The organism is Ectopseudomonas composti, assembly GCF_001567565.1.
In the GTDB taxonomy this organism is placed as follows: domain Bacteria; phylum Pseudomonadota; class Gammaproteobacteria; order Pseudomonadales; family Pseudomonadaceae; genus Aquipseudomonas; species Aquipseudomonas composti_A.
On the sequence record NZ_LSSW01000013.1, the window covers coordinates 51150 to 74106 of the forward strand.

The 22957-nt window shown below is 63.5% G+C and carries 20 protein-coding genes; 12 read left to right on the forward strand and 8 right to left on the reverse strand.

All coding sequences use genetic code 11. The features are described 5' to 3' along the window. Positions 1–2514: a sensor domain-containing protein gene (locus tag PCLY_RS02510; RefSeq protein WP_082767995.1), complete on the forward strand. Its 2514-nt coding sequence runs from the start codon at positions 1–3 to the stop codon at positions 2512–2514. Positions 2515–2627: 113 nt separating this feature from the next. Here PCLY_RS02510 and PCLY_RS02515 read toward each other — a convergent pair whose 3' ends face one another. After that, complete coding sequence (locus tag PCLY_RS02515) at positions 2628–3608, reverse strand: GlxA family transcriptional regulator (protein ID WP_061237669.1); 981 nt, start codon at positions 3606–3608, stop codon at positions 2628–2630. A gap of 107 nt (positions 3609–3715) precedes the next feature. Between PCLY_RS02515 and PCLY_RS02520 the strand changes: the two genes are divergently transcribed. After that, positions 3716–4258: a thioesterase family protein gene (locus PCLY_RS02520; protein WP_061237670.1), complete on the forward strand. Its 543-nt coding sequence runs from the start codon at positions 3716–3718 to the stop codon at positions 4256–4258. A 27-nt stretch (positions 4259–4285) separates the two neighbouring features. Here the strand turns inward: PCLY_RS02520 and PCLY_RS02525 are convergent, their stop codons facing one another. The 3 genes from PCLY_RS02525 to PCLY_RS02535 form a co-directional block, all read right to left on the reverse strand. Then, a complete protein-coding gene (locus tag PCLY_RS02525; RefSeq protein ID WP_197432129.1) occupies positions 4286–4675 on the reverse strand; it encodes a carboxymuconolactone decarboxylase family protein in 390 nt (129 codons plus the stop codon). Beyond that, positions 4659–5078, reverse strand: a complete 420-nt coding sequence (locus tag PCLY_RS02530; protein ID WP_061237672.1) for a MerR family transcriptional regulator — start codon at positions 5076–5078, stop codon at positions 4659–4661. Before PCLY_RS02530 ends, PCLY_RS02525 begins: the two co-directional genes overlap by 17 nt. 123 nt (positions 5079–5201) lie before the next feature. Continuing rightward, positions 5202–5801: a helix-turn-helix domain-containing protein gene (locus PCLY_RS02535; RefSeq protein ID WP_061237673.1), complete on the reverse strand. Its 600-nt coding sequence runs from the start codon at positions 5799–5801 to the stop codon at positions 5202–5204. Between the two features lie 244 nt (positions 5802–6045). On the opposite strand from PCLY_RS02535, the gene glnT reads away from it, so the two are divergent. From glnT to PCLY_RS02555, 4 genes are all read left to right on the forward strand, one after another. Next, positions 6046–7380: a type III glutamate--ammonia ligase gene (glnT, locus tag PCLY_RS02540; protein WP_061237674.1), complete on the forward strand. Its 1335-nt coding sequence runs from the start codon at positions 6046–6048 to the stop codon at positions 7378–7380. Positions 7381–7504: 124 nt separating this feature from the next. Further along, entirely contained in the window at positions 7505–8407 is a 903-nt protein-coding gene (locus PCLY_RS02545) for a class II glutamine amidotransferase (protein WP_061237675.1), read from the forward strand. Between the two features lie 160 nt (positions 8408–8567). Next, positions 8568–9251: a GltB/FmdC/FwdC-like GXGXG domain-containing protein gene (locus PCLY_RS02550; RefSeq protein ID WP_061237676.1), complete on the forward strand. Its 684-nt coding sequence runs from the start codon at positions 8568–8570 to the stop codon at positions 9249–9251. A gap of 30 nt (positions 9252–9281) precedes the next feature. Further along, complete coding sequence (locus PCLY_RS02555) at positions 9282–10607, forward strand: FMN-binding glutamate synthase family protein (RefSeq protein WP_061237677.1); 1326 nt, start codon at positions 9282–9284, stop codon at positions 10605–10607. Positions 10608–11506: 899 nt separating this feature from the next. Here PCLY_RS02555 and PCLY_RS02560 read toward each other — a convergent pair. The 3 genes from PCLY_RS02560 to PCLY_RS02570 all read right to left on the reverse strand — a co-directional run bounded on the left by PCLY_RS02560 (position 11507) and on the right by PCLY_RS02570 (position 15694). Continuing rightward, positions 11507–11974, reverse strand: coding sequence for a GNAT family N-acetyltransferase (locus PCLY_RS02560; RefSeq protein ID WP_061237678.1), 468 nt, complete (start codon positions 11972–11974; stop codon positions 11507–11509). A gap of 76 nt (positions 11975–12050) precedes the next feature. Further along, entirely contained in the window at positions 12051–14012 is a 1962-nt protein-coding gene (locus tag PCLY_RS02565; RefSeq protein WP_061237679.1) for a methyl-accepting chemotaxis protein, read from the reverse strand. Between the two features lie 482 nt (positions 14013–14494). After that, positions 14495–15694, reverse strand: coding sequence for a GGDEF domain-containing protein (locus PCLY_RS02570; protein ID WP_061237680.1), 1200 nt, complete (start codon positions 15692–15694; stop codon positions 14495–14497). A gap of 494 nt (positions 15695–16188) precedes the next feature. Here PCLY_RS02570 and PCLY_RS02575 point away from each other — a divergent pair, with 494 nt between their 5' ends. From PCLY_RS02575 to PCLY_RS02600, 6 genes are all read left to right on the forward strand, one after another. Further along, complete coding sequence (locus PCLY_RS02575) at positions 16189–16734, forward strand: dimethylamine monooxygenase subunit DmmA family protein (RefSeq protein ID WP_061237681.1); 546 nt, start codon at positions 16189–16191, stop codon at positions 16732–16734. Beyond that, positions 16731–17675, forward strand: a complete 945-nt coding sequence (locus PCLY_RS02580) for a PDR/VanB family oxidoreductase (RefSeq protein ID WP_061237682.1) — start codon at positions 16731–16733, stop codon at positions 17673–17675. The genes PCLY_RS02575 and PCLY_RS02580 overlap by 4 nt, the downstream gene beginning before the upstream one ends. A gap of 10 nt (positions 17676–17685) precedes the next feature. Beyond that, on the forward strand, positions 17686–18714 hold the full coding sequence (locus PCLY_RS02585; RefSeq protein WP_061237683.1) for a heme-dependent oxidative N-demethylase family protein: 1029 nt from the start codon (positions 17686–17688) through the stop codon (positions 18712–18714). Positions 18715–18803: 89 nt separating this feature from the next. After that, positions 18804–19934 carry an aminomethyltransferase family protein gene (locus tag PCLY_RS02590; RefSeq protein WP_061237684.1) on the forward strand — a complete coding sequence of 377 codons (1131 nt, stop codon included), beginning with the start codon at positions 18804–18806 and terminating at the stop codon, positions 19932–19934. A 101-nt stretch (positions 19935–20035) separates the two neighbouring features. Next, a complete protein-coding gene (locus tag PCLY_RS02595) occupies positions 20036–20377 on the forward strand; it encodes a DMT family transporter (protein ID WP_061237685.1) in 342 nt (113 codons plus the stop codon). A gap of 10 nt (positions 20378–20387) precedes the next feature. Further along, a complete protein-coding gene (locus PCLY_RS02600; RefSeq protein WP_061237686.1) occupies positions 20388–21074 on the forward strand; it encodes a type 1 glutamine amidotransferase in 687 nt (228 codons plus the stop codon). A gap of 50 nt (positions 21075–21124) precedes the next feature. On the opposite strand, the gene PCLY_RS02605 is transcribed toward PCLY_RS02600, so the two are convergent. Beyond that, complete coding sequence (locus PCLY_RS02605; protein ID WP_061237687.1) at positions 21125–22780, reverse strand: methyl-accepting chemotaxis protein; 1656 nt, start codon at positions 22778–22780, stop codon at positions 21125–21127. Positions 22781–22957 lie beyond the last annotated feature (177 nt).

The following is a 22957-nucleotide window of genomic DNA, read 5'->3' on the forward strand; positions in this document are numbered from 1 at the left end:
ATGGCCATCGCCGAATTTGCCCTCGATGGCCAGCTCGTGCGCGCCAACGACAACTATCTGGCCCTGTTCGGCTATCGCGCGGAGCAGGTCGAAGGGTGGCATCATTCATTCTTCTGCCATGCCGATTGCGCCGAGCAGGCGGCGCACGAGCGTTTCTGGCAGCCCTTGGGTGCGGGCGAGGCCTACAGCGGGCAGGTCGAACGCCTGCGTCAGGATGGCCGCAGTTGCTGGCTGCAGACCACTTACATGCCGGTCATGGATGAAACCGGCCAGGTGCGGCAGATCCTCCAGGTCGCCATCGATATCACCGTGCGGCTGCTGCACGAGCAGGAGCAGCAACAGCATCTGAGGCGGTTATCGCTGGTGGCCGACGCCAGCGATTCGGCTGTGGTGATCAGCGATGCGAACCCTTACATCGTTTACGTCAATGCCGGGTTCTGTCGGATGTTTGGCTGGACGGCAGAGGAAGTGCTGGGGCGTCGCCCCATTCGCCTGCTGGCTCCTGAAAAGGACGCCGCGTATGCGCAGCAGTATCGTGACACGCTGGCAGCAGGCCTGCCGGTGGAGCGTGAGGAGATCGTCGAGGGCAGGGACGGGCAGCGTTACTGGGTCAAGAGCATCAGCAACCCGATCATGGACGAGGTCGGACAATGGCAGCTGACGGTGACCATCCTGACCAACATCACCCAGGCCAAGATGCATGAGGTGTTGCAGCACAGCGTCATGGAGGCCATGGCCCGCGAGCGTCCGCTGACCGAGGTGCTGGAGTTGATCTGCGAAGAGGTCGAGCGGATTGCTCCCGAGGTGGTCGCCTCGATTCTCGAGGTGGACGAGAATGGCCTGCTACACCCACTGGCGGCGCCAAGCCTGGCGCTGGACTACCAGCAGAAACTCGATGGCGTGGCGATCGGGCCATCAGTCGGCTCATGCGGGACGGCGGCCTGGCGCAAGGCCTCTGTCTGGGTCGATGACATCGCCAGTGACCCGCTCTGGGCCGATTACCGAGATCTGATCCTGCCACTGGGGTTCCGGGGGTGCTGGTCGGCGCCTGTGCTCAATGCCCAGGATAGGGTCGTCGGCACCTTCGCCTTCTACTTCCGGCGCTCGCCGCAGGATTGCTCGATGCAGTTCTACAGGCGCCTGGTCGAGGCTTGCCAGCATCTGTGCGGGTTGGCGCTGGAGCGCGAGCAGACACGCCGGCGCATACGCCAACTGGCGTTCTACGATGCCCTCACCGGCCTGCCGAACCGCAGCCTGCTGCAGGCCCGTGCGGATCAGGCCATCGCCACTGTCACGCGCGAGGGTGAGTGCCTGGCGGTGTTGTTCATCGACCTCGATCGTTTCAAGCACGTCAATGACTCACTCGGGCACTCGGCCGGGGACGACCTGCTGCGTCAGGTCGCGGCGCGCCTCCAGAGCGTGCTGCGCGAGTCGGACATCGCCGGGCGGCAGTCAGGTGATGAATTCGTCGTGGTATTGCCAGGTTGCGATGCCAACGACGTGACTGCGGTGGCCGAGCGGCTGCTGCAGTTGCTGGCGGAGCCATTCACCCTGATCGGCACCAGCTTGCAGGTTTCCGGCAGCATCGGCATCGCCATGTATCCCAATGACGGGCGTGACATGGAGACGCTGATGGGCCGCGCAGACATGGCCATGTACCAGGCCAAGAGCAGCGGGCGAGGCCGCTTCCATTTCTACAGCAGCGAAATCAACAGGTTGGCCCAGGAACGCCTGCAGATGGAAAGCGCCTTGCGCCAGGCGATCAAGCAGGATGGATTGCACCTGCATTACCAGCCGCAGATCGATATGGTCGGTGGCGGTCTCTATGGGGTCGAAGCACTGGCACGCTGGACGCACCCGGAGTTGGGGGACATCCCGCCCGTGCGCTTCATTGCCCTGGCCGAGGAGTGCGGCCTGATCGTCGAACTGGGGCATTGGGCCGTGCAGGAGGCCTGCCGGCAATTGGCCGCGTGGCGCGCCGCAGGGCTGCATGTGCCGGCCATATCGGTCAACCTGTCACCGACCAGTTTCCACAACCTCGATTTGCCGAACTTCCTGGCTACGACCCTGCAGGCCAATGCCTTGCAACCAGAGGATCTGACTCTGGAGCTGACCGAGAACATGCTGCTCGATAGCAACCCCAGCACCATGAAAGTCCTCGATGAGGTGCATCGGCAGGGTATCCGCTTGTCGATGGACGATTTTGGTACTGGCTACTCCAGCCTCAGTTACCTGCGGCGACTACCGATCTCGGAACTGAAGCTCGACCGCAGCTTCGTTTTCGACCTGGAGCATGACGAAGCGACTCGTGCCCTGAGCAGTGCAATTCTAGGGATTGGCAAGAGCCTGCATCTGACGGTGGTGGCCGAAGGGGTGGAAAACGAAGCCCAGCATCGGCTGCTGCGCGAACAGGGTTATCCAGTCGGGCAAGGCTATCTGTTTTCCAGACCACTTTCGGCGGAGGATCTGCAGCACTGGTTGAGTCAGACCTGCGCCCGGCAAGCTGGGGCCTGAACGGCGTTACCGGCTAGGCCGCAGAGAGCGTAGACAAGGCGCTACTTCTGCACATTGGTCTCTGCCGATCAGCCGTTCGGCGCTTGCTGTAAGCAACGGGGGATCCCTGTCTCTCAGGCTTGCTCTGCGTTACCTGGCATGCGCTGGAAGCGTTTGCGAAAGACTGCCGGCGAGATACCGACGCGCTGGCAGAACAGACGACGAAACGAGTTGCTGTCCTCATAGCCCACTCGGCTGGTGATCCGCTCGAAATTCAGGCGGGTGGTTTCCAGCAGTTCCTTGGCCTTTTCCAGACGCAGGGCCTGCAGGTAAGCCAGCGGCGTGTGGCCGGTGGCGTCCTTGAAGCGGCGCTTGAAGTTGCGCACGCCGAAGCCGAAGCGCGTGGCCAGGTCGTCGATGCTGCAGGGCTCGGCGAAGTGCGCCTCCATCCAGTCCTGCACGCGCAGGACCGCTTCGTCGCCATGGCTGCGGGGCATCGACCAGCTGATGTAGACGGACTGCTCGCTGCGCACGTTGTCGATCAGCAGGTAGCGGCTGCATTGCTGGGCCAGTTCGCGCGAGGCGAAGCGGCGTATCAGGTGCAGCAACAGGTCCATCGCGGCGCTCGCTCCGGCGCTGCTGATCATCCGCCCGTCCTCGCAAAGAATACGCCGCTCGTCCACCTGAACCTTGGGGTAGCGGCGCCGCAGCAGGTCGGCGAAGGCCCAGTGGGTGGTGGCTTCGATACCATCGAGCAGGCCGGCTTCGGCGAGCATGAAGGTGGCCGTGCACATCGAGGCGATGACCGCGCCCTGCTCATGCTGCTGGCGCAGCCAGCCGCGATAGTGCGCGAAGGTGGGCAGGGCCTCGCGCAGGCTGAAGAGAAAGCCGGGGATCAGCACCAGGTCGGTTTTCTCCACTGCGTTCAGCGCCATGTCTACCGGCATGGCACGCCCCAGCGCATTGGCCACCGCTTGCCCATCCAGCGAGGCCACGCTGAGGGTGAAGGGCGCAGGGGCTGGCAGGGCGAAGCGATTGGCCGCATCGAGCACTTCGAGGGCCAGCGCGGCGCTGGCCAGTGAACTGTGTTCGGCCAGGAGCAGGGTGATATGCATGAAGCGTCTCTTGCGTAAGTCGCATGGTATTAGTCATTTCTGCACCTACTTTACTGCAGACGCCCTACTTAGAGTGCGGCACTCTCATTCAAACAGGTGTTCGTCGTATGAACCTATGGTTTCGTCTTCTGCTGATGCTGCTGCGCAGACCCTGGCGCAAGCCGGTGCCAGGGCTCACCACCACCGTGGTGCGCATGCGGGTCTGGCCGCTGGATCTGGACTTCAATCGGCACGTCACCAATGGTCGCTACTTCACCCTGGCCGATGTCGGACGCATGGATTACGTGCTGCGTAGCGGCGCCTTTCGCGTGGCCCTGCGCCATCGCGCACTGCCCATCGTCGGCGATGTTTGCGGCAAGTTTCGCCGCGAACTGAGGCTGTTCGAGCGCTTCGAGGTGCACACGCGCATGCTCGGCTGGGACGACAGGTGGAGCTTCGTCGAGCACCGCTTCGTCAAGGATCAGCGAGTGATCGCCGTGGTGATCATGCGCGGGCTGTTCCGTGGGCCGAAAGGCAATGTCACGCCCGCCGAGTTCGCCCGTGAGCTTGGCCTGGACGAACAGTCGCCACCCTTGCCGCAATGGCTGCAGCTGTGGTCGAGCAGTTGCGACGGGCTGAGCCAGCAACTGCGGGAAACCGAGCGGGCCTAGACCTGGGGTATCTCAGGCTGGCGCCGATCAGCGCGCCGGTTCTGCCTGGGCGAAGACTTCCTTGGCCGCAGCCAGGCCATTGAGGGCCGCGGGGAAGCCGGCGTAGACCGCCATCTGCATGATGGTCTCGACCACTTCGCTGCGGCTGACGCCGACATTGAGTGCGCCCTGGATATGCACCTTGAGTTGCGGGGCGGCATTGCCAAGCGCCGTCAGCGCCGCGACCACCGCAATTTCCCGGCTTTTCAGATCCAGCCCGGGGCGGGAGTAGATGTCGCCGAAGGGAAATTCGATCAGATAGCGGGCGAAGTCCGGGGCGATGGCGGCCAGGCTTTCCACCACCTGCTCTCCGGCGTGGCCGTCTATTTCCCGCAGTTTGGCGAGTCCACGGGTGTAGCGATCATCGTTGGCGTTCATCGGCATGTCCTTCCTCATAGATTGAGTCCGGCGCCGAGGGCTGCTCGAGCGAGCGGTAGTGCTCGATCTTGCTCTGCAGTGCGCTCGCGGCCTGGCGCATCGCCTCGATTTCTGCAAGGACGTCCGTTAAGTGCCCCTCCAGCATCTGGCGACGATCCTTGACCGTCGAGTCCCCAGCGCCACGTAGCTTTGCGAACGTCTGCATCTTGCCGATAGGCATGCGCGTGGTTCGCAAGCGCAGCAGGAATTCGATCCAGGCCATGTCCGAAGCCGCATAACGGCGTTGCCCTCCGGCAGCGCGGGCCACTGGCGCGATCAGACCGATGCGCTCGTAGTAGCGCAGGGTGTGGGCGCTCAAGCCAGTGCGTTTGGCGACTTCGTCGATGCTCAGATGTGATTCCATGGAGGCAGCCTAGAGGTTCGAGCGCGCTCTAAGTCAAGCGCTTCGAGGGGGATGGGCAATGATGTGCGCGCTGGCCGGATACCAGGCTGCGCACTATGGGCCAGGGGGCTTGCGCGATGCCGCTCAATCGGCCCCGTAGTTCATGATCGACAGCAGGCGGATGGGCACCTGCACCAGCTTTTCCGGGCCGTGCGGTACTTCGCCGTCGAAGGTCAGGCTGTCGCCGGCCTGCATCGGGTACAGCTGGTTGCCGTGGCGGTACACCAGCTCGCCTTCGAGCAGATGGAGGAACTCGGTGCCGGGGTGGGCGAAGGTGGGGAACTCCTCGCTGGCGTCGTCCATGCTGACCATGTAGGCCTCGAAACTCTTCTTCGGCCCACGGGTGTGGTTGAGCAGGCGATAGGTATGGCCCTTGTCGGTACCACGCCGCACCACTTCGAGGCCTTCACCGGCTTTCACCAGCAGGGCGCTGCCGCCTTGCTGGTCGTACTGGCTGAACAGTTTGGACATGGGCATGCCGAGCACGTCGCAGAGCCGGCTGAGGGTGTCGAGGCTGGTGGAGACCTGGGCGTTCTCGATCTTGCTCAGCATGCCCTGACTGATGCCGGCGATACGCGCTACATCGGCGATCTTCAGTTCCTGAGCCTGGCGCTGGCGGCGAATCTGCATGCCCAGGTATTGCTCGAGCTTGAGGCGAGGAGGGATTTCCGTGGAGGTCGTCATGCGTGCTTTTATCTTCTTGTGAATAAAAAATTCGCACTGAGAATGTGCAGACTGCCTTTCTTCGGTGCATTTTCACGGTTGGAATTTCCTCCTATGAAAGCATCTTTCCTTCACGGATAGAAGAATGGCGGGGCTTTGCGGGATTTCCAACGGCAAGGACCAGGTTGGCAAGCTGCTTGCATTTCTTTTGGGGAAATTAAAATTCCCCAGCGGAATAATGGCGACGCCAGCGGAGGCCCCAACCATGTTGCCCAGCGAAACCCAGAAAATCATCGACCAGCACGGCATCAAGTACGTGTTGGCCCAGTTCGTCGATATTCACGGTGCGGCCAAGACCAAGTCGGTGCCGGTTGCGGGGCTCAAGGCCGTGGCCGAGGAGGGCGCCGGTTTCGCCGGGTTCGCCATCTGGGGCATGGGCATGGAGCCGCACGGTCCGGACTTCATGGCTCGTGGCGATCTGTCGACGCTGATGCCGGTGCCCTGGCAGCCGGGCTATGGCCGCGTGGTGTGCATCGGCCACGTCAATGGCCAGCCCTGGCCGTTCGACACCCGTTACGTGCTGCAGCAGCAGGTGGCGCGCCTGAGCGAGCGTGGCTGGACGCTGAACACCGGTCTGGAGCCGGAGTTCAGCCTGTTTCGCCGCGATGCCGAGGGCAAGCTGCGCCCGGTCGATGCCAGCGACAAGCTGGAGAAGCCCTGCTACGACTACAAGGGCCTGTCGCGTTCGCGCGCCTTTCTGGAAAAGCTCACCGAGTCGCTGCAGCCGGTCGGCTTCGACATCTACCAGATCGACCACGAAGATGCCTGCGGCCAGTTCGAGATCAACTACACCTACAGCGATGCCATGGAGTCGGCGGATCGCTTCACCTTCTTCCGCATGGCCGCCGGCGAGATCGCCAACGACCTGGGCATGATCTGCTCATTCATGCCCAAGCCGGATCCACGCCGCGCCGGCAATGGCATGCACTTCCACCTGTCGATCGGCAATGGCACCAGCAAGAACCTCTTCCATGACGCCAGCGACCCCAGCGGCATGGGCCTGTCCAAGCTGGCCTATCACTTCCTCGCCGGCCTGCTGGCTCATGGCCCGGCGCTGTGCGCGTTTGCCGCGCCGACGGTGAATTCCTACAAGCGTCTGGTCGTTGGTCGTTCGTTGTCTGGCGCGACCTGGGCACCGGCCTTCATCGCCTACGGCGACAACAACCGCTCGGCGATGCTGCGCATCCCCTACGGGCGCATCGAGTTTCGCCTGCCGGACGCCGGCTGCAACCCCTACCTGGTGACCGCCGCGATCATCGCCGCCGGCCTCGATGGCATCGACCGCCAGCTCGACCCGGGCAAGGCCTGCAACGAGAACCTCTACAACCTGAGCCTGGAGGAGATCGCCGCGCGCGGCATCGACACCCTGCCGCAATCGCTCAAGGAAGCCTGCGACGCGCTGGAGGCCGACCCGCTGTTTCGCGAGGTGCTGGGCGCGGACATGGTCGACGAGTTCCTCAAGCTCAAGCGCATGGAATGGGTCGAGTACAGCCGCCACGTCTCCGACTGGGAGATCGAGCGTTACACCGAATTCTTCTGAAGTGCCAAACCACCGGTTTCAAGCCGCCAGGAAAGCGCTGCGAGCGCTGGCGCGACACCCGTATCAACTCGGTCAGCTGGCCGCCTGAGGCGTGTAGCTGGCGAACGAAGTGAGGACTGCTCTTATGTGTGGAATCGTAGGTCTGTATCTGAAGAACCCGGCGCTGGAAAGCCAGCTCGGCGCGCTCTTCGAACCCATGTTGCTGGCCATGACCGACCGTGGCCCGGACAGCGCCGGCTTCGCCATCTACGGCGACGAGGTGAAGGACGGCTGGATCAAGCTGACCCTGCAGAGCACCACCGCCGGTTATGACTTCAAGGCCCTGATGGGTGAGCTGGAAGGCCGCCTGGGCTGCTCGCTGGACTGGTTTCAGAACGCCAGCGCCGCCGTGCTCAAGACCAATGCCGATGAGGCGGCGGTACGTGCCGTGCTCGCCGAACTGGCGCCGGCGGTGCGGGTGATGAGCGTCGGCCAGAGCATCGAAATCCTCAAGGGCATGGGCCTGCCCAAGGACATCGCCGAGCGCTTCTCGCTGGCGAAAATGCAGGGCAGCCACATCATCGGTCACACCCGCATGGCCACCGAGAGCGCGGTGACCATGGAAGGCAGCCACCCGTTCTCCACCGGCCAGGACCTGTGCCTGGTGCACAACGGCTCGCTCTCCAACCACTTCCGCCTGCGCCAGGAACTGCGCCGCCACGGCATCGAGTTCGAGACCGAGAACGACACCGAGGTAGCCGCCGGCTACCTGACCTGGCGCCTGCGCCAGGGCGATTCGCTCAAGCAAGCGCTCGACCATTCGCTGGAGGATCTCGATGGCTTCTTCACCTTCGCCATCGGCACCCGTGACGGCTTCGCGGTGATCCGCGACCCCATCGCTTGCAAGCCGGCAATCCTCGCCGAGACCGACGACTACGTGGCCATGGCCTCGGAATACCAGGCGCTGTCGACCCTGCCGGGCATCGACAAGGCCAAGGTGTGGGAGCCGGAGCCGGCCACCATGTACATCTGGGAACGCAGCGCTTGAGTCGCTCCAGGCCTACTGCGCACACCGATTGCTGCGTCAGATCCTCACGATCCGCTCGCCGTACTACTCGTACTGTCTCGCGGCTCGCTGCGGTTCTTCCTTGCCCTCGGCGCGCTCGCGACGGCCTGAATTCGACTCTCCACTTTTTGGAGACATAACTATGAAAACCATCGACCTTTCCAGCGCTACCGTGCGCGATCTGAATCAGGCCCTGCACGAGCAGGCCAGGACCCTCACCGAGCGCGAGTGGGTGGTGAGCAATCCGGGCGGCAAGCACAACCTGGCCGTGGGCCTGAACGAAGCGCTGAGCGTGGAGATCGACGGCCACGCCGGTTACTACTGCGCCGGCATGAACCAGAAGGCCAGCGTCACCATCCACGGCAACGTCGGTGTCGGCGTGGCCGAGAACATGATGAGCGGCATGGTGCGCATCAAAGGCAGCGCTTCGCAGTCGGCCGGTGCCACCGCCCATGGTGGCCTGCTGGTGATCGAAGGCGATGCCGGCGCGCGCTGCGGCATCTCGATGAAGGGCGTCGACATCGTGGTCGGCGGCAACATTGGCCACATGAGCTGCTTCATGGGCCAGGCCGGCAGGCTCGTGGTATGCGGCGACGCCGGCGACGCGCTGGGCGATTCGCTCTACGAAACGCGCATCTACGTCAAGGGCACGGTGAAGTCGCTGGGCTCGGACTGCATCGAGAAGGACATGCGCCCCGAGCATCTGGAAGAACTCGCCGAACTGCTCAATCGCGCCGGTTTCGACGAAGACCCGGCCAGCTTCAAACGCTACGGCTCGGCCCGTCAGCTGTACAACTTCAAGGTCGACAACGCCTCGGCGTACTGATCGCGCACCCTGCCCGAAGAGGAACTGCACATGAGCGAAAAAAACACCCCGGTGCTGCGCGAATCCGCCACCTTCGACCGCCTGTCCATCCAGGAAATCCAGCGTGCCGCCGAGACCGGCATCTACGACATCCGTGGCGGCGGCACCAAGCGCAAGCTGCCGCACTTCGACGACCTGCTGCTGCTCGGCGCCTCCATGTCGCGCTACCCGCTGGAAGGCTACCGCGAGAAATGCGGCACCGACGTGGTGCTGGGTAACCGCTTCGCCAAGAAACCGATCCACCTGAAGATCCCGGTGACCATCGCCGGCATGAGCTTCGGTGCGCTGTCGGCGCAGGCCAAGGAAGCCCTCGGCCGTGGCGCCAGCATCGCTGGCACCAGCACCACCACCGGCGACGGCGGCATGACCCCGGAAGAGCGTGGCCAGTCGCAGCACCTGGTCTACCAGTACCTGCCGTCACGCTATGGCATGAACCCTGACGATCTGCGCAAGGCCGATGCCATCGAGATCGTCCTCGGCCAGGGCGCCAAGCCGGGTGGCGGTGGCATGCTACTGGGCATGAAGGTCACCGAGCGCGTCGCCGGAATGCGCACCCTGCCGATCGGTGTCGACCAGCGCAGCGCCTGCCGTCACCCGGACTGGACCGGCCCGGACGACCTGGCGATCAAGATTGCCGAACTGCGCGAGATCACCGACTGGGAAAAACCCATCTACGTGAAGATCGGCGCCAGCCGCCCGTACTACGACGTCAAGCTGGCGGTGAAGTCGGGTGCCGACGTCATCGTCCTCGATGGTATGCAGGGCGGCACCGCGGCCACTCAGGAAGTGTTCATCGAGCATGTCGGCATTCCCATCCTCTCGGCCATCCCACAGGCCGTGCAGGCCCTGCAGGAGATGGACATGCACCGCAAGGTGCAGTTGATCGTCTCCGGCGGTATCCGCACCGGCGCCGATGTGGCCAAGGCCATGGCCCTTGGCGCCGATGCCGTGGCCATCGGCACCGCCGCGCTGATCGCCCTCGGTGACAACCACCCGCGCCTGGACGAGGAGCTGAAAGCCATCGGTTCGGCTGCCGGTTACTACGACGACTGGCAGAACGGCCGCGACCCGGCGGGCATCACCACCCAGGATCCGGAGTTGTCCAAGCGCCTCGATCCGGTCGCCGCCGGCCGCCGCCTGGCCAATTACCTGCGCGTGCTGGTGCTGGAGGCGCAGACCATGGCCCGCGCCTGCGGCAAGTCGCACCTGCACAACCTCGACCCCGAGGATCTGGTGGCCCTGACCGTGGAGGCAGCTGCCATGGCCCGCGTACCGCTGGCTGGCACCAACTGGGTTCCGGGGCAGCTGCAGTACTGAGCCGCTCAGCAAGATGAAAAAGGGCCGCAACGCTTGGTGTTGCGGCCTTTTTTGGGTTCTTTGCATATTTTGGGGAAAGTGCGGGTTGACACCGGACTGGCAATTACGTGTTAGCTGTCGATGACTTGGCACTCTCCATTAGCGCGCGGCCTGGTCTGATGGGTTTCGCCCCTTACGGGCGACTCACTTTCTTTGCTTGTGCAAAGAAAGTAAGCAAAGAAACACACCCCTGCATACGGCCCCGGCTGCGCCGGGGTTCCCTCGTTCCATCACCGCTCCAGGGGCACGCCGAGAAGGGCCATCCCTGGCCCATCACGGCTCTCGCGACATCCATGTCGCTCACCCCCTTCCACGGCGATTCCACTCGGCCTCCTGAAGGGGACTTAGGCGTCGTCTGTGAGATCGCACTTCAAGAGCAAAAGTCAAACGCTGCCGACTTTGATCTTGCGGAGATGTCGCAGGCTCGCGACCTGGTCCCCTTCAGCAGGCCGAGTGGAGGTGTTGCGTAGGGGGATGAGCCGCATGGATGCGGCGAAAGGCTTAATGGGCCAGGGATGGCCCATGTAAGCCGGCCCCCGGAGCGGCACCGGAGCGAGGGAAGTTTCGCGCAGCGAAACCCGGATGTCGGGGTGCCCTTCTTTGGCACACCTTTCTTGGGCAAGCAAGAAAGGTGTGGCGCCCGTAAGGGGCGCAATCCAAACGCTCAGCAGACGCGGTAATGGATAGTGCTAAGTCAGTAAGCGATACGCACACAAACTTGCCAGTCCGATGTAAAGCGTATCTTCCCCGCGATAACGCGAAGAATCTTTTTTCGTCAGTGCGAGATTCAGCCACGACGCTTCTCTGCACAGCTCACGTTCGTCGACGGCACCCGACAGCTCCCGGCCAGGTGAGTGGCCTCAATCAGGCGCGTCGGCCTGGAGCCGGCGGGCCATGACCAGGGTGCGCTCGGCGCCGTCGATGACTTCCCGTTGCAGCTCGAAGCCCAGGCGTTGATAGAAGCCCCGAGCGGTGAGCGAGGAGGGCACGAGCAACTCGGCTATCCCCTGTTCGCGAGCGAGCCGGGTGATGGCCAGCATGAGCAGGCGCCCGATGCCCTGGCCCTGCATCGGCGGATCGATGAACACCGTTCTGACAACCTCGCCGTCGAGGCTGGCGGTGCCGAGTAGTTGTCGGTTGCGTTCGGCGACCAGCACCTGGCGCGTATCGATCAGCTGCGCGACGCGCACGACGCTGAAGCTTTGCTCCACCCGCTCAATCACCTCGGGTGCATAGTCCCGCGCATTGCTGACGCGCAGGGCACTGATGATCACCCGGCTTATCGCGGGCGCGTCGCTCGCTCGTGCAGGGCGGATTTCGATTGGCATGGCAGGGGCTCGGGCTTGGGGTGTTCGTTCAGGTGGACCGGCTGCCGGCTCGTTCGAGGCCGGCAGCGTGATCCTGTCAGGCTACCTTGAAGCGACCGACCAGTTGTTGCTGGTGATCGGCCAGGCCTGCCAGCTCACGGCTATTCAGCGCAGTCTCTTCAGCGGCGGCGCTGACCTGGATGACCAGGTCGTTGATGTCGTTGACGTTGCGGTTGATCTCTTCCGACACCAGGCTCTGTTCCTCGGCGGCCGAAGCTACCTGAATGTTGCGGTCGCTGATGCTGGCGATGCCGTCGGCGATCTGTTCGAGCAACTCGCCGGCCTTGACCACGTTGCTGGCGCCGGCGTGAGCCTTGTTCAGGGTTTCCTGCATGGAGCTGGCGGCGCGGTCGGAGCCGCTTTGCAGGTTGCTGATCATCTGCTGGATGCTGACGGTGGAGTCCTGGGTCTTCTGCGCCAGTTGGCGCACCTCATCGGCGACCACGGCGAAACCACGGCCCTGCTCGCCAGCGCGAGCCGCCTCGATGGCGGCATTGAGCGCCAGCAGGTTGGTCTGCTCGGCGACACCACGGATGACGTCGAGTACCGAGGAGATGGCGTCGCTCTCGTTTTTCAGCTCGAGGATGATCTGTGCGGTCTGCTCGGCCTGGGTCGACAGGGCCTGCACCAGGCGCACGGTGTTCTCGATCTCGGTCTTGCCCAGCAGGGTGTCGTCATTGACCCGACGCGACATCTCGGCTGCTTCGGTGGTGCTGCGTGCCACGTCACGCACGGTGGCGCTCATCTCGTTGATCGCGGTGGCGACCTGGTCGGTGCCCTGGCGCTGCTGCGCCACGTGCTGGCTGGTCTGCAGCGCTACGGTCGACGAGTGCTCGGCGGCGCTGGCGACCTGCGCAGTGGCTCCGCCGATGGCCTGGATCACCTCCCTGATTTGCTGCGTCATGTTGTCGAGGTTGTGCGCGATCACGCCGAACTCATCGCGGCCCGTGTAGTGGGTGTGGGCGGTGAGGTCTCGTTTCGACAAGGCGACCAGGGTGTCGTTGACATCGCTGACGGCCGATTTGATGTTGCGGATGATCAGGAAGGACAGCACCACGACTGCAGTCAGGACGCCGAGTATGATCGCGATGGTCAGCCACAGGCCGTGCTTCGCTTCCTCGTGGGCTCTGCTGGCGAGGAGGCCGACGTTCTGCCCCAGTTCGTTTTCTACCTGCAACATGAGGTCGATGCGGGCGGTCGAGTGCTTGAACCAGTCTTCGGCTTTGGTGTTCAGCGCTTCGCCCAGCGGCGTTTCCAGGGCCTTGCGCTGCATGTCGCTGGCGGCCTGCGCGGCGGGCTGCTGCAGCGCCTCGTCCAGCTTGCGCTTGATGTCTGCTTCTGCCCGGCGCTGGAACGCGTCCTGATAGGCCGAGAACTCGCCAAGATTGCGGCTCAGGCGTGACAGCAGATCGGCGCTGATCTGGTTCTGAGTGAAGGCCACGCCCAGCAGCGCGCGTTCGCGTCCTGCGCGCTCCTTCATCTCCACGAACTGATTGAGAGCGCCGAGGGCGCGCAGAATCTGCGGAGCACTGATGCTGGCCTCCAGCGAGTGGGTGTAACCGATCAGGGCCTTGATCAGGTCGGTATAGCGAGCACCGGATTCGCCGCTGTTGATCGCCTGCTTGTCGACCTGCTCACGCAAGGCGCTGATCGTCTCAAGGTCTTGCAGCACCTGCTCCAGGCCTGCCGTGGCATCTGCCGATAGCGTCTGCATCTGCCTGGCCGCCGTATCGCTATCGAGGCGGAACTGCTTCAGGGCGTCAGCCATGGCCGTTCCCTTGCTGCCCAGGAATACGCCACTGGCGCCGCGCTCGCGCTGCAGGGCGGTGACCAGGATGCTGATCTTCTGCGCGGTCGCGCTAGCGGTCAGCGTGCGGTTCATCTCGCTCAGCGTCTGGTACTTGCCGGCAAGGTACATGCCAGAGAAAGCCAGAAAGCCGAGTAGGGGAAAGATCAGTATGAGCAGGAGCTTCACGCTCAGCGGGGCATTTTTAAGCATGGTCAGCAAGCCTTGTCGTCATCGTTGAAGTGTCGGCAGTTGAGCTGTACGACGATTGCAAACGGCTGCTATCGAGTGGCCTTGATGCGCTTCTTCTAGGAAGACTGAGTGCACTCCATTGCATGGTTCGCTTTACCTGTTGCCGCTATCGGTGGGGTGGTTCAGGCCAGCTTCTGTGTTGAACAGACGCTTCACTGAACCGACTTATGAGCTTTGTCGCGTGTTCAGTGATTTTCTTTAATCAATGACCAAGTGAACCGCTAACAAAAAGCTTGCTCCGATTTTTCTCCTGAGAGTCTAGGTCAGAAGCTACGAGTTGCAGGCTCGGTCGTCGGAGCGCAGGGCATAGGTTATGCGTTCGGGTGGGATGCTCTGTTGATCGAGAGCAATGGCGCTTGTTTTTTGTCGTCAATCTTGTGGCGATATGGCGCGCGGGGATGCCAACGGGGCCTCGAGCTCGCGGGCAAGCGCCGTGAGCCTGTTCAGACAGCCTGGGCTTGCAGCGTTTGACTGCACACGCGGTTGCGCCCCAGCTGCTTGGCCTGATAGAGCAGACGATCGCAGTGGGCGAAGAGGTCCTGGGCCTGGTGTACGCCGGCGGCCTGGGTGGTGCTGGCGCCAATGCTGATGGTCAGCCGATTCAGCGCATCGGGGCGGTGCCGATGTTCGATGGCGAGGCTGGCCACCTGTTCACGCAGTCGTTCGGCCAGCGTGTTCAACTCGTCGGCATCGGTGATCTGTAGAAGGATGACGAACTCTTCGCCGCCGTAGCGATACATCTCGCCCTGGCCATGGCGCAGGCTGTTGCTGATGCAGTCGGCGACGTGGCGCAGGCACTGGTCGCCCACCTGATGACCGTAGTGATCGTTGAAGGGCTTGAAGAAGTCGATGTCCAGTAGCAGCAGGGAGAAGGGGCGGCCATTGCGCTGCATCTGCTGCCAATGCTCCTGCAGTGCCAGGTCGAAGGCGCGGCGGTTACCCACGCCGGTCAGTGCGTCGGTACTGGCCTGCTCGCTCAGGCGCTGATTGAGCGCGGCCAGTTCATCACGCTGGCGCTGCTTTTCCTGATCGTCGAGAAAGGCCAGACGCACGCCACTGATGTTGGTCCAGCTGATGAACAGGCTGAACAGCAGCACCGGCAGGTAGGCAATGCTGAATACCAGCAGCGGCTTGCTCTGGCCATCGTGCAGCAGCCACAGGTTGTAAAGAATGATGGCCGAGATCGCGCAGGAGCAGGCGAGGATGCCTCGGAAGCTGTAACGCGCCCCCAGGTTGGCCAGGATGATGAACACCACCGAGGCATAGACGAAGGTGGGCACGTCGGGCGAAGTGCTGCGCTTGAGCAGTTCGAACCAGGCGATGGTGGAGATGATGTCGTGCACCGGCATCAGCATGTCCATCAGCAACACGTTGCGAGAGCGCCAGAACACCAGATAGATGTTGACCAGGCCAATCAGGCTCAACCCTATGCGCAGCGCCAGCGACTCCCAGGCCATGTCGGGGATCAGCAAGGCATCGGCGAAAACGTAGAGGTCGTAGGCAATCATCGCGATGAAGTTGATCGCCAGCAGGAAACGCCCATGCTGCTGGACGACGTAGCGCTGATAGGCCGCGTGCAAGTGAGCCGGGATCACTCGACCGGTTTGCCTGAACGAGGCTTTGCCTGACTCGGAGGCGCCCATCGTGCCTGGTTCCTTTGCTGGTAGATGACAGATGCCACTGAGATAGAACTTGCCGCGCGCGCCTGTCGAAGTGTTGGCGTTACGCGCTGGGCTTGCAAGGTAACGCCATTATTACGCCAGTAGCTACCGCTGGATGAGCAGTTGGCAGCATTTTTTAACCGAACCCCATCAGTTGGCTGAACGCAGCTTCTGCCCCGCAGAGGTCTTGTCCTGACCAATACCCAGGTTTTTTTGCGCGGGTGTGATGGGTGTTTTCTTCACCGCTCAAGTGCTCTGTTCAGCTCAGGCCTGTGTGCGCTGCGACGGCGCGTTCTGCCCCGTGCTTGTGCAGCCGTTCAAGGGCTTGCAGCGTCTGAAACGTGCAGCGCCAGCGCTGGCGTGGGATGACGGAAATGGCACAGTCCATGCTTTCTTCATGAGAACAAAAAGTTCTCCAAGGGAATTTGCTTGGGGCAAACCGACCATCGTCCTGCGCTTATCCGGGAGGTTTTCCGATGACAGCATCCAGTGCCGAACCCCTGTTCAGTACCCCGCGTTATGCCACCGAGGCGTCTCCGCATCCGGCCAGCCGCCGTGTCGTGGTTGCCCAGCAGGCGCATCTGGCTGTTGCGCTGCTCGACGATCCCGCACCGACCTTGCTGCTATGCCTGGGCGAGACGCTGCCAGGCAGTACCGAGCAGGAGAGTCTGCCCAGCAGCGAGGCCTTGTACCTGCATTTGCAGATGTTGCTGGAGCAGGCCGAGGCCGGCACCCGGCTGTACGTCTGCGGCGATGAGAGCTTTCTCTGGCATGTGCATCGCCTGGCGCGACAGGCCGGCCTGCTCGGTGACGAGATCGAGCTGTTCAAGCAGGGCGCACGCCGCCGCTTGTACTGCGTGCACTGCGGGCATTTCCAGGACATCGGCAGCGAGGGCGAGTGCAGCTGCGGCCAATGCCGGGTGAAGCTGTTCGTCCGCGAGCATTTTTCCCAGCGCCTCGGCGCCTACATGGGCGTCTGCATCGACCCGGACAGCCCCTATGCGGCGGAGGTGCCGGCATGAGCGCGATGATCGAGGTGCAGGTCACCGACGTGCGCCAGCTGACGCCGGTGGTGCGCGAGTTCAGCTTCGCCGCGCTCGACGGCGCGCTGCCGGGGTTTTCCTGCGGCAGCCATGTGCAGGTGGTATTGCCCATCGAGGGCCGCACGCTGCGCAACGCCTATTCGCTGCTGGGTGATCCGCGTGACAGCGGCCTGTACCGTATCGCCGTGCGCCTGCAGGACGCCTCGCGCGGTGGCTCGCGCTATCTGCACGAGCAGGTGCGGGTCGGCGACCGCTTGCAGATCGGCGTGCCGAGCAACCTGTTCGCCCTGCATTCGCAGGCTCGCCACCACATTCTGGTGGCCGGTGGCATCGGCATCACCCCGTTCATGGCCTACCTGGCCGAGCTCGAGGTGCAAGGCGCTTCGTTCGAATTGCACTACGCCTACCGCAGTGGCTTCACCGACGCCTACGCCGCCGAGTTGCGCGAGCGCCTGGGCGAGCGTTTCCATGGCTACGACGCCGTAGCCGGCCAGCGCCTGGATTGCGCCAGCCTGTTCGCCGGCAAGCCGCTAGGCAGCCATCTGTACGTTTGCGGCCCGCAACGCCTGCTCGACGAGCTCAAGTTGCTTGCCTCCGCCCATGGCTGGTCGGCCGGACGCCTGCACTGGGAAGCCTTCGCCTCGCCGGAGCCGGGTCAGCCGTTCAGCGTCGAGCTGGCGCGCAGTGGTCAGCGCCTGCAGGTGCCGGGTGACCACAGCCTGCTCGAAGCGCTGGAGGCAGCCGGTGTCGAGGTGCCCAACCTGTGCCGCGGTGGGGTGTGCGGGCAGTGCACCACGCGCTACCTGAGCGGCGAGGTGGAACACCGCGACCACTACCTGGATGAGCAGCAGCGTAGTGCCACGCTGATGCCCTGTGTTTCCCGTGGCGGCTGCTCCGGCACGCTGCTGCTCGACCTCTGAGGAGTCCGCCATGTCCGTCGTGATGAAGCCGCTGGAAACCTACCGGGACGATTTCACCTTCAGCAACAGCCCGCAGGCCATCGCCCGTTTTCCCTTCCCCTTTGCCGAAGACAGCTACATGTACTCGGTCAATATCGAGCCGGCCACGCCGCGCGCGCCGGGCTCGGTGTTCGAGCACTGGTTCGATATCGACGAGCATTACCTTTCGGAGATGGCCGAGCGCGCCTGCGTGCTGGAGAAAGACCCGGATCGTTGCCTGGTGATGCCGCACATGGCCCTGGCCGCATGGGACACCCTGGAAATGCTGATGGAGCACCTGGCCACCGATTATCCCGAGCATTTCGCCCTTGAGCGTGACGGTGACCAGTGGCTGTGGAGCAACCGCCCGCTGGGCATCGAGCAGCGCTTCACCTTCGGTGATGCCAGCAGCTTGCCGTTCGAGCCGCTGGAATACATCACCCGTCAGGTGCAGGGCGACTTCGCCGTGCTCGATCAGCGTGACGGCGACCTGTTCATGGATGCCGGCATGGTCACCTGCCCGGCGGACTGGTCGATCAAGTTCGACGCCGGCATGAGCTTCAAGCAGTGGCATGCGCCGGTGCCGGGCGTGGCGCATCAGCTCGGGGTGTTCGAGCGCGCGCTGAAGTACCTGCTGAACATCCAGGTTGGCCACCCGGTGCGCCGCCTGAACTGGACCATGACCATCAACCCGCGCCTGGACACCTCCTCGGAGACCTTCCACGAATGGGGCCATGAGCGCGGCCTGGTGACGGCGGAAAACGTCGCGCGCCTGGTGCACCTGCGCGTCGAGCTGCAGTTCATGCCGCGCTTGCCACGCAGCAATGCGCTGCTGTTCGGCATCCGCACCTACCTGATCAGCCTGGAAGAACTGGCCACAAATCCGGCCTGGGCCTGCCGTCTGCACCGCGTGCTGCGCGACCTGCCGGACGAAATCGCCGACTACAAGGGCCTGACCCGCTACCGCCAGACCGTGGTGGATTGGCTGCGCCAGTTCGACCCGCAGGCCCAGGCCGCCTGATTCCGCTCAGCTCTCTCCCAGAAATGGGGGAGGGGAAACAGAACCACTCGCCTGCGTGCAGGCCAACCGCACTCGATAGGAGAACCACCATGGCCAATTCCTGGCGTATTTCCGCCCTTGCCGAGCGTCACCGCGCATTGGGTTCCACGCTCGAGGACTGGAGCGGCATGGGCACGGCCTGGACCTACGCCAGCGACCTGGCCGACGAGCACGAGGCGATCCGCACCCGTGCTGGGCTGATGGATGTGTCCGGGCTGAAGAAGGTGCACTACGTCGGCCCGCATGCCGAGAGCTTGCTGGAATACGCCACCAGCCGCGACATTTCCAAGGTCTATCCGGGCAAGAGCGTCTACGCCACCATGCTCAATGAGGCCGGCAAATTCGTCGACGACTGCGTGATCTACCGCACTGGCCCCAATGCCTTCATGGTGGTGCACGGTTCCGGCAACGGTCACGAGATGCTGCTGCGTTCGGCCCAGGGCCGGCAGGTGGCGGTGTTGTTCGACGACGACCTGCACGACCTGTCGCTGCAAGGCCCACTGGCGGTGGATTTTCTCGCCGAGCACGTACCCGGAATTCGTGAGCTGGCGTACTTCCATCACCTGCAAACCAAGCTGTTCGACCGCCCGGTGATGATTTCGCGCACCGGCTACACCGGCGAGCGTGGCTACGAGATCTTCTGCAAGGCCGCCGACGCGCCGGCGATCTGGGACCGCATTCTTGAGCAGGGCAAGGGCCTGGGCATCATCCCCTGCGCCTTCACCGCACTGGACTGGCTGCGGGTGGAGAGCTACCTGCTGTTCTTCCCCTACGACAACTCCGAGATGTACCCCTTCGCCGACCAGCCGGCCGGCGACACCCTGTGGGAGCTGGGGCTGGACTTCACCGTGTCGCCGACCAAGGGCGATTTCCGTGGGGCCAACGAGCATCGCCGCCTGCAAGGCAAGGAGCGCTTCAAGATCTTCGGCGTGCTGCTCGACGGCGACAAGGCTGCCGAGGCTGGCGACACCCTGTGGGCCGACGGCAAGCAAGTGGGGGTGATCACCTGCGCCATGTACTCGCGGCTGTCTGGCAAGTCCATGGCCATCGCGCGTATGGACGTGCCCTATGCAGAGCAGGGCGCGCCGCTGGAGGTGAAAGGCAGCCTGGCGGTGAGCGCCATCGCCCACAGCCTGCCGTTCGATGATCCGGAGAAGAAGAAGCGCACGGCCAAGGGCTGAGAGTCAGGGACTGCGACCGGGAGTCGGCGCGGACGAGTTTTCGCGGGCAAAGCGGGTCATAGAGACATGGCCCGCTGTGCCTTCAGTGCAAGGAGAGGGCGATGGCCTGGTTGAACGGTTGGGGTTTTCTGCTGCTGGCCGGTATCTGCGAGGTGTTCTACGCCTCGATCATCCCGCGTACCGACGGCTTCACCCGTCTGTGGCCTAGCCTGTACTGCGGCTTCTTCCTGGCGCTGAGCATCTACCTGCTGAGCCTGTCGGTGCGCGAGTTGCCGCTGGGCCTGGCCTACGCGGTGTGGGTCGGCATCGGCACCCTGGGCACGGTGGCCTACGGCGCGCTGTTTCTCGGCGAGAGCCTGAACCTGTTGCGCAGCCTGTGTCTGGTGATGATCGTCGCCGGCATCGTCGGCCTGAAACTCTTCGCCCCCGAGCCACTGACCTGAGGAACCCGTCATGCGCGTGCAGGTATTGCAACACGTACCCTTCGAGGATGTCGGCAGCATGGCCGAGTGGTTGCAGGCGCGCGGCGCGGAGCTGCGCTACACCCGCTTCTTCGAGGCGGATGCTCAGTTGCCAGACCCCGGTAGCTGCGATCTGATCGTCGCTATGGGCGGGCCGATGAGCGTCAATGATGAAGCCGAGTTGCCCTGGCTGATCGAGGAGAAGGCCTTCCTGCGCCAGGCCATCGACGCTGGAGTAGCGGTGCTCGGTATCTGCCTGGGCGCCCAGTTGATCGCCAGTGCGCTTGGCGCTCGCGTGCAGCCTAACGCGGTGGCAGAGATTGGCTGGTTTCCGGTGTGGCGGGCCGAGTCGACGGGCGAGGACAGCTTCGTCTTTCCCGACCGTATCGAGCTGCTGCACTGGCACGGCGAAACTTTCGAGCTGCCCGAAGGCGCCAGATTGCTGGCCTCCAGCGAGGCCTGTCGGCATCAGGCGTTTCAGCTCGGGCGGCGGGTGATCGGCCTGCAGTGCCACCCGGAGATGACGCCTGCGATCGTGGCGGATCTGTTGCACCAATGCGCTGATGAACTCGAGCCAGGCCCCTGGGTGCAGACACCCGCCCAACTGGCAGCCGAGGCGCAGCGCTATCAGCCAGGCCATGCGTTGATGGCACAGGTACTGGACTACCTGCTCGGCTAGCCAACGGGCGTCGCTGGCACGGCCTGGGCAGGCCGCGCCAGCGAGCGGCGTCAGAGGCGGAAGTGCGCGATGTTTCCGCGCAATGCTTCGCTGGTGCGCGCCAGGCTCTCGCTTTCCTGCTGTGCATGCTGGAAGGCGGAGGCCGATTGCTCGGTGCTGTCGCGTACCGAGACGATGCCTCGGCTGATCTCTTCCGCTACCGCGCTCTGCTGCTCGGCGGCCGTGGCGATCTGCTGGTTCATGCCGTTGATGCGTTCGATCATGCTGACGATGCGGGCCACCGCCTCGCCAGCCTCGGACACGCCGGAAACCGACTGCGAACTGGAGTTCTGGCAGCGTTCCATGTAGCGCGCGGTCTCGTCGGCGATCTTCTGCAGGCTGGCAATCAGCCCTTCGATCTCGGTGGTGGCCTCCTGGGTGCGCCGGGCCAGGCTGCGTACCTCGTCGGCGACCACGGCAAAGCCGCGCCCGGCCTCACCGGCACGAGCCGCTTCGATGGCTGCGTTGAGGGCCAGCAGGTTGGTCTGGTCGGCCACTGACTTGATCACGTCGAGCACGCTGCCGATATTGCTGCTTTCGGCTTTCAGGCGTCCCATGGCCTCGCTGGAATTGTCGATCACCTGCGCCAGTTCGCCGATCAGGTTCACTGCCTGCCCGGCTTTCTGCTGGCTTTGCGCTGCGGCCTCGTCAGCCTCGCTGGCGGCTTGCGCGGCGGTTTCGGCACTACGCGCCACGTCCTGCACGGTCGCCGCCATTTCGTGCACGGCGGTGACGATCTGCTCCACTTCGCGCTGAGCCTGGGCCACGCTTTCGGCGTTGCGCAGGCTCGACTCGCTCAATTCCTGGCTGGAGTGAGCCACGGTACGTGATGAGGCATCGATGCCCTGGGTGACCTGGCGCAGGTTCTGCTGCATGCGCAGCAGGGCGGCAAGCACGCTGTTTTCCGCACTGTTGACGGCGGCTTCCATCGTCCGCAGGTCACCCTCGGCGACACGCTGGGCGATGCGGTTCAGGTCGCCTGGTTCGGCGCCCAGGGCGCGCAGCAGTTTACGGCTGATCAGATGGCCGAGCAGGGCGGCGAGTATGAAACTGATCGCCGTGATCAGAATGAGGATATTGCGCTCTTCCTTGTAGTGCGCTTCGTTTTCGCTCAAGCGTTGGTCGGCAATCTCGGTGGTGTGCTTGAGATAGCCCTCCAGGGTGCCGGTCAACTCCTCAAGTAGAGGCGTGCACTGCTCCTTGACCATGCGTTTCGCTTCCACGTCTTCACCGTTGAACAGGTGCTCGGCGATGCTGTGCGCGACCTCGCTGTAGCGTGCTTCCAGTTGTTCGATGCGTGCGAGCAGCTCGTGCCCTGTTGTTGAAACGTCCTTGTGGGTCGTGATTGCCTGGCGCAAGGCGGCGAGACTGTCGACGACTCTCTTCTCTTTCTGGGCGATGAAGTCACGCTGCGCCCCACGCTCTGCCGGCTCGCTGTTGAGCGCCAGGTTGCGCAGTGCGATGGCCCTGTCACTGACGGCGTCACTGAGCTGGTTGGCCAGCTTTTTACGAGTTTCTATCCCGTTGATGTAGATGGAGAAGTCTTCGTCCGATGCCGCGAGGTTGTAGAGCGAGACGCCTGCTATCAGCAGCAACAGGGCGAGCAGAGAGCCATAGCTGGCGTACAGCAGTGTGCGGATCGAGAAGCCAGTTGCGGTAGACGGCATAGAGGCACCCTCTAGGGATATGACGCGTTTGTGCGGATTGTTTTGATGTACGCAAGAGCGATGGCTGCGTTTTATTTATGTGCATCCTGCGTCTAGCTCTATGTCCCTAACGAGGTTGTCGTCTGAAGGTGCGCTCCTTGGCTGACTCGCACTGTGGTCAGCTGTCATTGTCTGGCG

What these genes read in the sequence shown, in the direction of transcription:
- PCLY_RS02605 (WP_061237687.1), bottom strand. Translation starts at nt 22,780, where the DNA reads ATGCCGTCTACCGCAACTGGCTTCTCGATCCGCACACTGCTGTACGCC.
- PCLY_RS02525 (WP_197432129.1), bottom strand. Translation starts at nt 4,675, where the DNA reads ATGAACGCCAACGATGATCGCTACACCCGTGGACTCGCCAAACTGCGG.
- PCLY_RS02580 (WP_061237682.1), top strand. Translation starts at nt 16,731, where the DNA reads ATGAGCGCGATGATCGAGGTGCAGGTCACCGACGTGCGCCAGCTGACG.
- PCLY_RS02585 (WP_061237683.1), top strand. Translation starts at nt 17,686, where the DNA reads ATGTCCGTCGTGATGAAGCCGCTGGAAACCTACCGGGACGATTTCACC.
- PCLY_RS02570 (WP_061237680.1), bottom strand. Translation starts at nt 15,694, where the DNA reads ATGGGCGCCTCCGAGTCAGGCAAAGCCTCGTTCAGGCAAACCGGTCGA.
- PCLY_RS02600 (WP_061237686.1), top strand. Translation starts at nt 20,388, where the DNA reads ATGCGCGTGCAGGTATTGCAACACGTACCCTTCGAGGATGTCGGCAGC.
- PCLY_RS02510 (WP_082767995.1), top strand. Translation starts at nt 1, where the DNA reads ATGGCCATCGCCGAATTTGCCCTCGATGGCCAGCTCGTGCGCGCCAAC.
- PCLY_RS02560 (WP_061237678.1), bottom strand. Translation starts at nt 11,974, where the DNA reads ATGCCAATCGAAATCCGCCCTGCACGAGCGAGCGACGCGCCCGCGATA.
- PCLY_RS02520 (WP_061237670.1), top strand. Translation starts at nt 3,716, where the DNA reads ATGAACCTATGGTTTCGTCTTCTGCTGATGCTGCTGCGCAGACCCTGG.
- PCLY_RS02590 (WP_061237684.1), top strand. Translation starts at nt 18,804, where the DNA reads ATGGCCAATTCCTGGCGTATTTCCGCCCTTGCCGAGCGTCACCGCGCA.
- PCLY_RS02550 (WP_061237676.1), top strand. Translation starts at nt 8,568, where the DNA reads ATGAAAACCATCGACCTTTCCAGCGCTACCGTGCGCGATCTGAATCAG.
- PCLY_RS02595 (WP_061237685.1), top strand. Translation starts at nt 20,036, where the DNA reads ATGGCCTGGTTGAACGGTTGGGGTTTTCTGCTGCTGGCCGGTATCTGC.
- PCLY_RS02515 (WP_061237669.1), bottom strand. Translation starts at nt 3,608, where the DNA reads ATGCATATCACCCTGCTCCTGGCCGAACACAGTTCACTGGCCAGCGCC.
- PCLY_RS02535 (WP_061237673.1), bottom strand. Translation starts at nt 5,801, where the DNA reads ATGACGACCTCCACGGAAATCCCTCCTCGCCTCAAGCTCGAGCAATAC.
- PCLY_RS02575 (WP_061237681.1), top strand. Translation starts at nt 16,189, where the DNA reads ATGACAGCATCCAGTGCCGAACCCCTGTTCAGTACCCCGCGTTATGCC.
- PCLY_RS02545 (WP_061237675.1), top strand. Translation starts at nt 7,505, where the DNA reads ATGTGTGGAATCGTAGGTCTGTATCTGAAGAACCCGGCGCTGGAAAGC.
- glnT (WP_061237674.1), top strand. Translation starts at nt 6,046, where the DNA reads ATGTTGCCCAGCGAAACCCAGAAAATCATCGACCAGCACGGCATCAAG.
- PCLY_RS02530 (WP_061237672.1), bottom strand. Translation starts at nt 5,078, where the DNA reads ATGGAATCACATCTGAGCATCGACGAAGTCGCCAAACGCACTGGCTTG.
- PCLY_RS02555 (WP_061237677.1), top strand. Translation starts at nt 9,282, where the DNA reads ATGAGCGAAAAAAACACCCCGGTGCTGCGCGAATCCGCCACCTTCGAC.
- PCLY_RS02565 (WP_061237679.1), bottom strand. Translation starts at nt 14,012, where the DNA reads ATGCTTAAAAATGCCCCGCTGAGCGTGAAGCTCCTGCTCATACTGATC.